The 12,360-nt window shown below is 70.4% G+C and carries 9 protein-coding genes; 3 read left to right on the forward strand and 6 right to left on the reverse strand.

The window, feature by feature from the left end; all coding sequences use genetic code 11:
* Positions 1 to 443: 443 nt before the first annotated feature.
* The 3 genes from WMF19_RS20315 to WMF19_RS20325 all read left to right on the forward strand — a co-directional run bounded on the left by WMF19_RS20315 (position 444) and on the right by WMF19_RS20325 (position 4,475).
* A complete protein-coding gene (locus WMF19_RS20315) occupies positions 444 to 1,397 on the forward strand; it encodes a hypothetical protein (RefSeq protein ID WP_437900619.1) in 954 nt (317 codons plus the stop codon).
* Between the two features lie 212 nt (positions 1,398 to 1,609).
* Positions 1,610 to 3,514: a M14 family zinc carboxypeptidase gene (locus tag WMF19_RS20320; RefSeq protein ID WP_437900620.1), complete on the forward strand. Its 1,905-nt coding sequence runs from the start codon at positions 1,610 to 1,612 to the stop codon at positions 3,512 to 3,514.
* A gap of 352 nt (positions 3,515 to 3,866) precedes the next feature.
* Positions 3,867 to 4,475 carry a DUF4360 domain-containing protein gene (locus WMF19_RS20325; protein WP_437900621.1) on the forward strand — a complete coding sequence of 203 codons (609 nt, stop codon included), beginning with the start codon at positions 3,867 to 3,869 and terminating at the stop codon, positions 4,473 to 4,475.
* A 52-nt stretch (positions 4,476 to 4,527) separates the two neighbouring features.
* Here WMF19_RS20325 and WMF19_RS20330 read toward each other — a convergent pair whose 3' ends face one another.
* The 6 genes from WMF19_RS20330 to WMF19_RS20355 all read right to left on the reverse strand — a co-directional run bounded on the left by WMF19_RS20330 (position 4,528) and on the right by WMF19_RS20355 (position 11,752).
* On the reverse strand, positions 4,528 to 4,953 hold the full coding sequence (locus WMF19_RS20330) for a hypothetical protein (RefSeq protein WP_437330229.1): 426 nt from the start codon (positions 4,951 to 4,953) through the stop codon (positions 4,528 to 4,530).
* Between the two features lie 186 nt (positions 4,954 to 5,139).
* Positions 5,140 to 5,739: an RES family NAD+ phosphorylase gene (locus tag WMF19_RS20335; protein WP_437330230.1), complete on the reverse strand. Its 600-nt coding sequence runs from the start codon at positions 5,737 to 5,739 to the stop codon at positions 5,140 to 5,142.
* 152 nt (positions 5,740 to 5,891) lie between these two features.
* Positions 5,892 to 6,524 (reverse strand): hypothetical protein, encoded by a 633-nt coding sequence (locus tag WMF19_RS20340; protein ID WP_437900622.1) that lies wholly within the window; start codon positions 6,522 to 6,524, stop codon positions 5,892 to 5,894.
* A gap of 190 nt (positions 6,525 to 6,714) precedes the next feature.
* Entirely contained in the window at positions 6,715 to 8,874 is a 2,160-nt protein-coding gene (ligD, locus tag WMF19_RS20345) for a DNA ligase D (protein ID WP_437900623.1), read from the reverse strand.
* Between the two features lie 514 nt (positions 8,875 to 9,388).
* Complete coding sequence (locus WMF19_RS20350) at positions 9,389 to 10,312, reverse strand: hypothetical protein (protein WP_437803134.1); 924 nt, start codon at positions 10,310 to 10,312, stop codon at positions 9,389 to 9,391.
* A 201-nt stretch (positions 10,313 to 10,513) separates the two neighbouring features.
* Positions 10,514 to 11,752 carry a hypothetical protein gene (locus WMF19_RS20355; protein ID WP_437900624.1) on the reverse strand — a complete coding sequence of 413 codons (1,239 nt, stop codon included), beginning with the start codon at positions 11,750 to 11,752 and terminating at the stop codon, positions 10,514 to 10,516.
* Between the last annotated feature and the right edge of the window lie 608 nt (positions 11,753 to 12,360).

Consider the following 12,360-nt stretch of genomic DNA (forward strand, 5'->3'; position numbering starts at 1 on the left):
CCTTCCTGGCACCGGACACGGTCCGGGAAAGGCTGCCGGCAGCCTTCCTGGCACCGGAGACGGCGGACCATGGCGGTGCTCTCCGGTTCATGGCACAGCACGCGCTGGCCAATCATCGGCACACCCAGCGCGCCTGTCACTGCGCCAGAGCGCCCGAACCGATGGCTCGGGCCCCGAGAGGCCAGGCGGCCTTCTGCCAGGGCGAGATCGCTACCCAGCCCTGCGCGGGCTCGAGTGCCATGGCGCAAGATTACGACGTTCGGCGGCACGCCGTCATAAAATCAGCCGGGAGATCGATTGACGGCTCGGTAGCGGTGATTATCCCTGCCCGGAACGTCGGGCGTACGCCTGGCGCTCACATCAAGTCCAGCGCGCGGGGTGAGGGGCGCGTCGTCCCTGTTCTCCGCTGCTCCGCGACGACGAACACGAGAGGTCATCCCCTCATGACGAAGCCTTCTCCTGTCAAGAAGAAGCCTGCCCCCAAGAGGCCCGCGGCTCCGCCCCAGGCAGCGGCGGCATTCGACAAGACCCTGTCCGAGATCGAGGCTCTCGGCCCGGATCGGCTGATCGCGATCAACCTCGACATCCCCCGGGTAGTCTCGCAGGTGCTGGGCGTATTGCCAGGCATCCTCGCGCTGCGCCCCGCCATCGCGGAGCGGCTGCCGCAGCACGATGTCGCGTTGCTCGACCGGCTCGAGACGTATGCGCTCGCCGCCTGGTACGCGCACCTCGCGTGGCTGTCGAGCGGAGTCGCCGAGAACGCGCTGAAGCCGCTGCTCGCGGAGGCGGCCCCGCTGCGCGAGAACCTGCTGAGCGACGCCGAGGCGCTGGCCCGCCGCGGCCTGCTCGACGCGGACACGGTCGCGGAGATCCGGGCCGGACAGGGGTACATCGACACGGCCAATGACCTTGTCGCGCTCTCGGCGCTCTTCACCGCGAGCTGGTCGGAGGTCACCGGCAAGACGGCAGCGACCGAGGAAGAAGTGAGGCGCGCCGGGGAGATCGGGCCGCAGATCCTCGCGGCCCTCGGCGTGAGGGAGCATGGCAAAGGTCCCGGGCCGACCGAGGCTGCGGACAGGAGGGCGCGGGCGTTTTCGCTGCTCGTCCACGCCTACGACCAGACCCGCCGCGCCGTCTCGTACCTGCGCTGGAATGAAGGGGACGCCGATTCGATCGCGCCGTCCCTCTACAAGGGCCGCACTGGCCGAGCGGCGTCGTCCAGCGATACCGCCGCCGCACCGGCGGACGAGGCCTCGGCTGGGCCGACGGCGCCGGCGTCGCCCGGCGCTGGAGTCCCCGCTGTGCCGAATGGCGCGGCGACCCCCGCTGTGCTGAACGGCACGGCTGCACACGCGGTGCCCGGCGCTGCGCCGAGCGGCACCCCGCCCACCGGCTAAAGTTTGCCGCCCGTCTCGCGGCGAGCGCCTGCCTAGAACAATGGCATCCTGGCCAAATCCACCGGCGCCGACATCGCGCCCCCGCTGAAGCACGGCCCATTCGCGCCCCGCTGAGAGAGCACTCCTGAGCTCGGCCGGCATCGCGCTTCGCCTGATGCCGGCCGGGACGATCGCGCCTTGCCGCTCTCCGCGGAATTTGCTCGACTCCCGCGATGTCTCACCCCCGCGCCGCGCTCCTTCATCACACCGCCGCCCTCGGGATCGCGCTGGCCGCGCTGCTCGCGCCCCGCCAGGCCCCGGCGCGCGGCGCGCCGGCCGGCGGCGGGCCAGCGCCTTCTGCGCGGCCCGCGCCGCCCTCGCTCGTCACCGAGGCCGAGCGGACCGGCTTCCGGCGCACGGGTCGTTATGCCGAGGTCGAGCGGCTATGCCGCGCCTTCGAGGAGGCCTATCCGGGCCGCGCCCGCTGCATCCGTTTCGGCACGACGCCCGAGGGCAGGCCCATGCTCGCCATCGCCGCCTCCGACGACGGCACGCTCGACCCGGCGGCGGCGCGGACGAAGCGGCGCCCGGTGATCCTGTTCCAGGGCGGCATCCACGCCGGGGAGATCGACGGCAAGGACGGCGGCTTCTGGGCGCTCCGCGAGCTGCTCGACGGCGCGATGGCGCCCGGCGCCCTCGCGGCGGCCACGGCGGTGTTCGTGCCGGTGTTCAACGTCGACGGCCACGAGCGGTTCCGTCGAAACCAGCGGCCCAACCAGCGCGGCCCCGAGGAGATGGGCTTCCGTGTCACCGCGCAGAACCTCAACCTGAACCGCGATTACATGAAGGCCGAGGCGCCCGAGATGCGGGCGATGCTGGCGCTCCTCGACGCCTGGGATCCGGTGGTCCAGGTCGACCTGCACACGACCGACGGCGCGAAGTTCCAGCACGACATCGCGGTGGTCGTGGAGCCCTCGGTGCCTCACCCCGGCGGGCTCGACGCCGTGGCGCGCGCCCTCTCGGGGGAGCTCCAGGCGCGCCTCACGGCGCTCGGTCACCTGCCGCTCCCGTTCTATCCGGCCTTCCGCGAGGACGACGATCCCTCGTCGGGGATCTCCACCGAGCCGGGGCCGCCGCGCTTCTCGCAGTCCTACAGCGCTGCCCGCAACCGCATCGGCGTGCTCGTCGAGACGCACAGCTGGGCCACCCACGCCGAGCGCGTGCGCGCGGTCCACGACCTCCTCGCGGCGCTCTTCGAGCGCGTCTCCTCCGGTTCCGGCGCGGGCGCGCTCCAGGCCGCGGCCGAGCGCGCGGACGCCGCGAGCGCGCGCCTCGCCGGCGCCCCGTTCGCCCTCACGCACCGCGCGGGGCCGGTCTCGCGCATCTTCCCGTTCCGCGGCTTCGCTTACGAGAAGCGCGCCTCGGAGATCTCGGGCGGCACGTGGACCCGCTACGACGAGTCTCGCCCGGAGATCTGGCGCGTGCCGCTGTTCGACCGCATCCAGCCGGACCTGACGGTCACCGCGCCCGAAGCCGGCTATGTCATCCCGGCGGCGTACGCGGCCTGGGTGGCCGACAAGCTGCGCCTGCACGGCGTGCGTTACCAGGTCCTCCCCGCGGCTCGCCCCGGCTTCGCCGTCGAGGCGTTCCGGGCCGACACGGTGACGTTCGAGCGGTCCTTCGAGGGTCGGACGCCCGTGGAGCTCCAGGGCGCCTTCCGGCCGGAGCGGCAGGATCTTCCGGCCGGCTCCCTGTTCGTTCCCATCGCGCAGCCGCGGGCGCCGATCGTCCTGCACCTCCTCGAGCCGCTCGCGCCCGACTCCCTCGTCGCCTGGGGCTTCTTCAACGCCTCCTTCGAGCGCAAGGAGTACATGGAGGCCTACGTCGCCGAGGAGGAGGCGCGCCGCATGCTCGCCGCGGATCCGGCGCTGCGCAGCGAGTTCGATGCGCGTCTGCGCGATCCTGCGTTTGCGAAGGACGCAAAGGCTCGTCTCGATTTCTTCTACAAGCGTCATCCATCCTGGGACGAGCGCGTGAATCTCGTCCCGGTGTTCCGCGTCGCCGCGCCGCCGCTCCCGGGGCCGCCCTCCGCCGGCGCAAAGCGAGGAGGGCCGTCCCCCGCCGCCGCGCCGTCGTGAAGCGGCAGCCTGGATGCTCGGGATTCTTCAGCGAGCGCGCGACGGCGCGAGTTCCGAAGACGCGCCGTGGCCACGAGCCTCCGTGACAGGCCTCTCCTTCGTTTCGTCTGCTTCGCCTGCAGTCCGGCTCTGGTCGAATGTCCGTGAGCCCCACAGGCCTCACATCATTCGATGGATTCCGGCCAGTCTGCGGCGCCGCGCCGGGCGAGAGTGCCCCGCTCGGGTTGCGCGGAGCGCGCCGCCATCGCATGCTCGTCACGACATGTCGGCCGGCGTGCGACAGCGGTGACGCGCGCGCGCCGGCGACGACGCACGGCGATGTGATGTCGCCTGACGGCGAAAGGGGGGGACGATGTTCCTGCGATGGGCGTTCGGCTTTTGTTCGGCGTTTTTCTTCGCTTTTCCTGCGCTGGCGCAGAATACGCGGATCGCGAACTTCACCTATGCTGGCAGCGGCTGCCCTGTCGGCTCCGCTGCGGGGGTGATCTCGCCTGATCAGAAGGCGTTGACCGTCATCTTCGACCAGTTCGAGGCGCACACCGGCCCGGGCATCGGCCGCGCCGCGAACCGCGCTTTCTGCCAGCTGGCCGTGGATCTGCGGTTCGATCCGGGGTGGCAAGTCGCGGTCTTCGACGCCACGTACCGGGGGTTCGCCGACCTGGAGGCAGGCGTCCAGGGGCTCCACGAGACATCGTATTACTTCTCGGGGTCGCCGCTCACCTCGGGGCCGCTCACCTGGAGCATGATCGGGCCGTTCACGAACAACTTCTCGCGCACGGACACCTTCACGACCTCGGTCTGGTCCGAGTGCGGCACCGTGCGGCCGCTCAACATCAAGACGAGCCTCTATGTCACGAACCGGCTTGCGCCGTCGAGCTCCGGGGTGTTGACCAACGACACGACCGACGTCCAGGTCCGGATCGAGTACGGCCTCGTGTTCCGCCCCTGTCCCGGCCCCTGAGGTCGGCAGGGCGCCCGGCGAGCCTGGCGCGGCGGTGCCGCGCCGGGCTCGCTCACGCCGTCAGGCAGCCGGCCGACGACCCTTGCATCGGCACGATGGCCATGATCTCCCCGGTGTCCCCGAAGATCAGGAGCCGCGCGACGATGGCCTCCTTGCCTGTGCCGCACAGGGGCAGGAGCGCGAGCCGGACCGCTGGCCCGTTGCCCCCCTCGAACTTGAGGGCGAGCAGCTGTTTGTCGTCGCACTCCTCGAGGAGCTCCACGTCCGCCTCGATCTGGACCGGCGCCACCCGCGTGCACGCCTTGGCCTCGCCGAAGCTGTCCACGGTGCAGCGGTTGGGATCGAGCGAGATACAGACCCGAGGCGAGCCCTGTCCGCCCACCGTGGTGATCTGGATCTGATGAACCGCAATGCCCTTCTGGAGCGGGATGGGCTCCACGAGATAGCCTGTTTCCAGCCGCAGATTCTTGATTTTCATCGGACCCCCGCCTCTCGGCCGTGCGTCCCGCGATCTCCGCCCATCGCGGCGCCGCGGCGGCGCGCCTGCTTCCAGGAGAAGCACCGGTTGTGCCGGCGCGCGCGCGCGGAGCCCGCACGCGCGCCCTGCTCCGCCATCGCGCTCGGCGGAGCGCCGTGAGCCGCCGCGCCGCCCGCTCGTCGAGGCTCAGACGAGACCGAACTTGTAGGTATCAAGGAGCCTGGCGAGGAGCGCGGCGTTCGCCGGATCCACGAGGGAGCCGAGCCGGGTCACCTCGAGCTCCGCGCTGACGCGCTCGAAGAGGGCGGCGCAGATGCGGGTCGGATCGTGGCGCGCGGCGTACGCGATGCCGTCGGGTCGCCTCGGGTGGTCATGGATGGCGCGCGCCCAGCGGTTGGCGGCCCGATAGGACTCCCCCGACGTGAGGCGGGCGTCGGCCCCGAGGCGCGCGAGCCCCGCTCCCGTGAGGTTCACGAGCCGCAGCGGCCGCCGCGGCGCGATGCGCGCGAGCCCCCGCGCGGCGAGCTCGCTCTGCTCCACGAAGCGCACGCCGGTCGCGTGGCCGAACACCTCGATGAAGGCGCAGCGCGCGTCCTTGCCGGCGTACAGCACGCCGAACTCGCCGTCCGGCGCGTCGAAGCGGTTGTCGCCCGAGCGACCGAAGTGCATCGGATCGCGCGTGAGCCAGTGGATCCGGAACCAGCTCCGCCGGAAGATCGCGATGGGGAGCGGCGACGCCGCGAGGTCGAGGGGCGGGTCCGGATGGGCCTCGAGCGTTGTCTTCATGGCAACTCTGTTCCGCACGGACGAGCGACAGGACGGTCGACGCGCTCGACGTCCCGCACGTGCTCCGAACTCGCGTGTCCGGCGTTCTTTGCGCGGAGCGCATTCGCCCGGATCCCTGGCGAGCGCGACGCCCTCGTCATCGCGGCGCGTTCTCAGGCCGCGCCTTGCTCACCGAAGGTGCGCGCGGCGAGCCGCACGGGGTCCAGCTCGCCGCGGCGGAGCCAGTCAAGCGGCCGCTCGCCGTCGAGCCGGAGGTTGCCAGAGAGGAAGAAACGGATCTTCGCCAGCGGGGGGTGCTCTTCGAGGAGGGCCAGGATCTCCTCCATTCCCGGCAGCGGGCCCTCGTCCGCGAACTGCCATGCGGGATAGAGGTGGCCACGACCGCCGATGCTGACGGCCAGCAGCCTTCCGGCGGCGCGCTGCGCTTCGATCGCCTGGGGCGAGAGGTGCAGCCCCTCGCCGACCTCCTCGGCGGTGAGCGTGCCCCCTTCGGCCGCGAGGAGCGTGTCCCTCGCCTGCAGGCCGCGGAGGCGGGCCGGCATGAGCGGATCCGCAGCGGAAAAGAGGCCGACGGCGCTGGGCTGCGTGAGCGCCGTCACCAGGGCATCCGCGTTGCTGGGCGACGCGACCACCTCGCCAAGCTCGCTCTGATCGAGCCGCTCCGCGACCTGGGTGAGCGCGTCGATGCCGCGCGCCAGGAACTGGACCCGCAGCGGCTCACCGTCGTACTGGTGGAGTCGCTCTGCAATTTCCGCCAGCGCGCTGGAGTCCCGATCCTTAGCCATGGCCGACCCAGTGGACGATGCAGCGCGCGCGCAACGCCGTCAACCAAGCGCGCGCCGCTTTTCTGCGTGATTACGACCATGCTGAACGGAACGTCAGTGAAAACCATTCCCGGTATCGCTGGTGTCGTTCTTCTTCGGTGAGCTCACCGGGTCCTGAGTTTGTCGGGGGCGTCGGGAATCGGGAAGAGGATCAGAGCCCGATCTGTTTCAGCATCGCGCTGGTGATCGACTGGCGCACGCTCGTGAGCTCCGCCCACGGATCGCGGATCGTGGCGAGGCGCTGCGGCACGGTCTCGATGGTGAACGAGGCGGGATCGAGCGGCGCGTCGAGCTCGTCCCACGCGAGCGGGGTCGCGACGGCCGCGCCGGGGCGAGCACGCGTCGAGTAGGGCGCCACCGCGGTGGCGCCGCGCCCGTTCCGCAGGTAGTCGACGAAGACCTTGCCGGTGCGCTTCGCCTTCGACATCGTCGCGGTGTACCTCGCCGGATCGAGGCGCACGAGCGCGTCGGCCACGGCCTTCGTGAACGCCTTCACCTCGTCCCAGCCCCTGCGCGGCGCTATCGGGACCACGACGTGGAGGCCTTTGCCGCCGGTCGTCTTGACGAAGCTCTGCAGGTCCAGCGACGAAAGGAGGCGCCGGGCCGTCCTCGCGGCGTCCGCCACGCGCTCCCACGGGAGATCCGGCGCTGGATCGAGGTCGAACACCATCCTGTCGGGCTGCTCGATCCGGTCCACGCGGCTCCCCCAGAGGTGCACCTCGAGCGCCCCCATCTGGACCAGCGACACGAGCCCTTCGGCGGTTTCGATATAGAGATAGGTGCGCTCGCCGTCGTCCTCCTGGACGGCCATCGGCTGGATCGCCTCGGACAGCCCCTCGGCCTCGTGCCTTTGAAAGAAGCATGGCTTGCCCTGGCCCGCGGGGCAGCGGACCAGCGTGAGCAGCCGCTTCTCGGCGTGGGGCAGCATGTGCTCGGCGATCTGTTCGTAATACCGGGCCAGAGCGAGCTTCGTGATCCCCTGCGCGGGATAGAGCACCTTGTCGGGGTTGGTCAGCGGCACCCCGGCGACATCGACCCGCCCTGCGCCGCTGCTCCGGCCCCCGCGCGCGGCCTTGCCCCCCGTCGTGCTCGCGGTCCTCCTCGGCGCCGCGCCGGCCGCTCTGGTTGGCGCCGCATCCGCCGCTCTGGCTGGCGCCGCATCCGCGGCTCGGTTCGGCGTCGCGCCCGCCGCCTCGCCGGGCGGCGGCTGTTCGCGCTCGACGGTGACCGACTCCGGGGTGCGGTCCTCGCGGAGCCCTTCGAAGGAGGGGTGTCGCAGCCGTCCGTCGCGCGTCCACGCGGAAAAGCGGACCTCCGCCACGAGCCTGGGCTCGACCCAGCGCGCGCCCCGCATGCGCGGCGCCCCTGAACACGCCGGCGTGGAGCGTGCGATCGACTCGAGGCGGCTGCGCAGGGTCGTCAGCGTCTTGCTCGTGAAGCCCGTGCCGACCTTGCCGGCGTAGGTGAGCTTGCCTGATCTGTTCACGCCGATCAGGATCGCCCCGAGCCCTTTCCGGGCGCCGGACGGCTCGGTGAATCCGACGATCACGAACTCCTGGCGCCGGCCGCACTTCACCTTGAGCCAGCTGTCGCCGCGCCCGCTCCGGTAGGGAGCCTCCGGGCGCTTCGCGATGACGCCCTCGATCCCGAGCTCGCACGCGTGCTGGACGACGGCCGAGCCGTCCTCCGCGACGTGCTCTGTGTAGCGGAGCGTCCCTTCCTCGGGCGCTTCTGCGAGCAGCGCCTTGAGCGCCCGCTTGCGGGTGAGCTGTGTACACCCGCGGAGATCGCGGCCGTCGAGGTAGAGCAGGTCGAAGGCGAAGTACATCAGGCGCCCTTCGCGGCTGCCATTCCCGTCGCTGAGCGCGTTCTGGAGGGCCTGGAAGTCGGTCACGCCGTCCGGCCTCACAACGACGATCTCGCCGTCCAGCACGGCCTCCCGCGCAGGCAGCTGGGCGACGTCGTCGCGCACGCCCCCGAACCGCTCGGTCCAGTCCTGGCCGCGGCGGGTCAGGAGCGTCACGCGACCCCCGCCGAGCTTCGCGAGCATGCGATAGCCATCGAGCTTGACCTCGTAGAGCCATCCCTCACCCGGGGGTGGCTCGGTGACGAGCGTCGCGAGCTGGGGCTCGATCTCTCCCGGGAACGGCCCTTTCCGGGCGCCCTCGAGCGCATCCGCGTAGGTCAGCGTCGGGCGTGGGCTCGCCGCGGTCGTGTCCGCCTCTCCCGTCGCCGCGGACGAGCGCTGGATGTCCACGTCGGCCGCCGTTCCGCCGCGTTTGCGGCGGGCGATGAGGGTTGCTGGTCGCACCGCTTGAGTCCGCCGCGCGGTGCCCTGCGCTTTCCTTTGTCCGGCTATCATCATGCCACCGTCTCTTTTGGTGGAAAAAGCAATTCCGATACCGCAATGGCATCTTCGTCTGCCGGTGATTTCCCGCTCCCAGGCCGTGGCGCAGCCGGCTGAGCTCGGCACGCGCGCCCCAGCCTGCGGCGATCTGCCACGCACGCATCCTCACCCCTGGCGGGCCAACCGCAGCTCTGCGCAGCGGAAGCTCCTCGGATCCCGGGTGCACAGGCTCCCGCGCAACATCCGAGTTTCCACGCCTGCCAGGGCGTCTGAAATGAACAGGTGCGCAGGACCGCAGCAGTGGCTTTAGATCAAGGAAGGACGGACTCGAGGAATTCGGCGATAGAACGCGCGCGGCGACGATGGTGCTACGCGTTATCGCCGCTGTGATCGTTGGATGGTCGTTCCGGACAGCGTGGACGGGTCAAGCGCTGCCGTAATGGGCGAGCGACAGGGGTACGCCCGGTGCCGGACCGAGCTACTGCAGTGCCTCGGAGAGGCTCGTCGCGGTGATGGCCTGGTCATGCCACCGCTCCAGGGTCGCCAGCTCGACGCACGCCTCGATGCGAGCGTCGTCCAACGGGCTCAGCGCGAGCTGCCGGCGAGCGAGCACACGTCGCAGGGCGGCCCGGGCCTCGGCCAGACGTCCCTTGCCGACGCCCCTCTCGATGCCCTTCTCGATGAGCCGCTCCTGGACCTGCGGGCTCGCTTCGAGAAGCACCTCGAGGATGCGCTGCCGCCGGGCCTCCACCTCCGGGTCCTCGGCCTTGCCGAACCTCCACAGGAGCTCCTCTCGGGTCGTCGCTGACATCGCCAGGTACTCTAGCATGGCCAGCACCCACTCGATGGGCCGGCGTCCGGCTACCCACCGGCCGAACTCGTCGAGGGCTCGCCCGGAACGGGCGACCAGGAAAGCGATCAGCTCGTCACGGAGGGGGAGCTCGTTCGCCGCGACCCACAGCACCCAGTGCCCGAGCGGCTCCACGCGGTAGCAGCCGGGCGCGAACCGCGTGGGCGCGTACACCCGTTGCAGCCACTCCGGCACGTGCGGAGCGACCAGCCAGAGCGGCTCGTGGCCCACCCAAGGCGGCGCCTCCTCCTCCTGCTCGACCCGCTGCAACTGCCTCGCCTGCCGCCGCAAGAGGGCTCGCTCTATCGCCCTCCGATCCACATGATCCCCGGCGAGCTTCAGCTCGACCATCACCTCCTCGTGACCACGCGCCTCGGGCCAAGGCGCTGTCAGCTCCACCAGGAGAGCCGGGCGGTGGATCAGGAGCAGGCCATCGCACTGCACCTTCTCGAGACGGATCTCGGGTGGATCCTGCCAGGTGATGGCACCTCCAGTGAGGCGCTCCGTCTCTTCGGCGAACGTTCGTTTGGCGAACAGGTCCGGTTGACCCATCGCGCTGCGCGGTAGCAGAGGACGATCGCTGGAGCCAGGGCCAATCGCAGATCAGCGAGATCCGCTGGCCGCCTTTCTCACCAGCACTCGTAATCTATACGCCCAAGGCCGCCCCGTGACGAATTCTCAAATGAAGACGCCCCGGTCTTCGTAACGCGCGTCTCTGTACCGACAGCTCGCGCGCCCCCGACACGCCACCCCTCATTGCGCGGGCGGCTCGCTCCAGTAACGCACCAGATCAGGCAGGGCGGTCTCCGCCATGCGGGTGAGGTGCCTCACGTGATCTGGCTTCTGGGTGCCCGGATAGCCGCGGACGTGGAACGCGCCCCTGTGCGCCTCGGAGAGGGGGGCGAACCGGAGCTTCGCCTCGCTCGCCTCCCCGGTCAGGTCGTAGATCGCCTGCTCGTCCGCGCCCGGGCCCGGGGTGCGCTGCGCGCCCGTGAGCTTGAGGAGGGCGTCCGTGCTCTCGTGGGTGCCGGCGTAATCGCCGTTCGGGGTGATCTCCGAATGGGTGATCGACATCAGCTTCTTGCCCTCGGCCGCCAGCTCGGCGAAGCGGCTGAACGGCTTGAGGCGCTCCATGTCCAGGCTGTGGTCGAGCGGCATGTAGCCGGTGTGAATGCCATCCAGGAGGAGCACGGCGTCCACCTTGTCGGTGAACCCCGGCTGGTTCAGGAGCCCGCGAACCGCGCCGTACCCGGCGCTGAACGCGGAGAGCGCCACGCGCCGGAGGCGGGCGCCGCGCAGCCCGCGCGCCTCGAGCGCCACCTGCGCCTTCGCCATCAACGCCGGCAGATAGGAGCGGATCGAGAACTGGGTCTCGTACGCCCCGGAGCTGATACCCAGATTGATGATCATCACAACCGCGTTGAGCCGGGCGCGATCGAACCCCGCCTGCACAACGTCGTTGACCCCGTGGAAGTGGATCACCAGATCGTACGCCCCATCTGCCGAGGCGAAGCCCGCGGGGATGGTGATGATCCCGTCGGGAATGGGGATCACCGCGGTTCGATCGAGCGTCGCGTCGGCGCGATCGGCGGCAGCGAGGGCCGGCGCCGCCGTTGCTGGCGTCGCCTGGAGCGGCGCGGCCGTTTCGGCCTTCGCCTCGACCCGCGCCGCCACCCCCGTCGATCGCAGGACGGCCGCGGCGGCCGCGGCAGGCTGGAGCGCCGAGCCCGCGCGCAGATCGAAGCCCGCCGCGCCGAGCTGCATCGAGACGAGCGCGCCCACCACCGCCGCGAAGCCCAGACCGGCACCCGCGCTCAAGGCGATCAGGCGCGACGTGGAACGCCGCGTCGGAGATGCCATGACCGGAGCCGGCGATTCGAACGGCATCGCCATGCCCCCAATCGACGCCGGCGGACGACGGAAAATTAAAGTGGGCTCGTCATCGTCATGCGGCAGTTGGACCTCCGCGCAAGGGGGCTCAGCGGGGAACATGTCAGCGATGATGCGAGGCCTATGCCGCTCATGGCAAGAGCTAAAATTCTACATGATAGGTTCGCATGCGCATGCGTCAAGGAAGGGGACCTGGTCCGACGTAGTCCCATGGTGGTGGTTCATCGGTTATCCAGGGGTTACCCAGGGAAGCACCTTGCTCGCGCACGCAGCTCCATCGTTCCGCGATTCTTGAGCGCTCGTGAGCACCTGTGAGCCGTCCGTGCTCCAACGTGGCACGGCGTCGTACGACGTGAATTATCGAGCGCCAGCAGATCAAGAATGACGCGCTCCGGCAAAATCTCTCATGAATTGGCCGCCATCACCGCCACGTTGGTCGCGCTGCGTCATCGCCTGTGCCTCATGGGAACTCGGGACAGCCGAGCGCCGGCGCGGTGAGGTCGAGGCCGTGCCCAAGCAGGCCAGTCCACCCTCCGAGGATGATCTGGATGGCTCCTGCGCTTCGCCGGAGCGCGTAATCGACTTCGCGCCATCCACCGCACGATCGCTCATGGCCGGACTGACCTCCATGCGCCGGGGTGTCTCGCCGGTCCCTGCACGTCGACCGTTGCACGTCCAACGGTTCACCGAGAGGGCGCGCTGAGCGTGGC

The organism is Sorangium sp. So ce124 (assembly GCF_051525235.1).
GTDB classification, from domain to species: domain Bacteria; phylum Myxococcota_A; class Polyangia; order Polyangiales; family Polyangiaceae; genus Sorangium; species Sorangium atrum.

Bases quoted from the DNA above. Each gene is read 5' to 3' on its own strand.
- WMF19_RS20315 (WP_437900619.1), top strand. From the start codon at position 444: ATGACGAAGCCTTCTCCTGTCAAGAAGAAGCCTGCCCCCAAGAGGCCC.
- WMF19_RS20320 (WP_437900620.1), top strand. From the start codon at position 1,610: ATGTCTCACCCCCGCGCCGCGCTCCTTCATCACACCGCCGCCCTCGGG.
- WMF19_RS20325 (WP_437900621.1), top strand. From the start codon at position 3,867: ATGTTCCTGCGATGGGCGTTCGGCTTTTGTTCGGCGTTTTTCTTCGCT.
- WMF19_RS20330 (WP_437330229.1), bottom strand. From the start codon at position 4,953: ATGAAAATCAAGAATCTGCGGCTGGAAACAGGCTATCTCGTGGAGCCC.
- WMF19_RS20335 (WP_437330230.1), bottom strand. From the start codon at position 5,739: ATGAAGACAACGCTCGAGGCCCATCCGGACCCGCCCCTCGACCTCGCG.
- WMF19_RS20340 (WP_437900622.1), bottom strand. From the start codon at position 6,524: ATGGCTAAGGATCGGGACTCCAGCGCGCTGGCGGAAATTGCAGAGCGA.
- WMF19_RS20350 (WP_437803134.1), bottom strand. From the start codon at position 10,312: ATGGGTCAACCGGACCTGTTCGCCAAACGAACGTTCGCCGAAGAGACG.
- WMF19_RS20355 (WP_437900624.1), bottom strand. From the start codon at position 11,752: ATGTTCCCCGCTGAGCCCCCTTGCGCGGAGGTCCAACTGCCGCATGAC.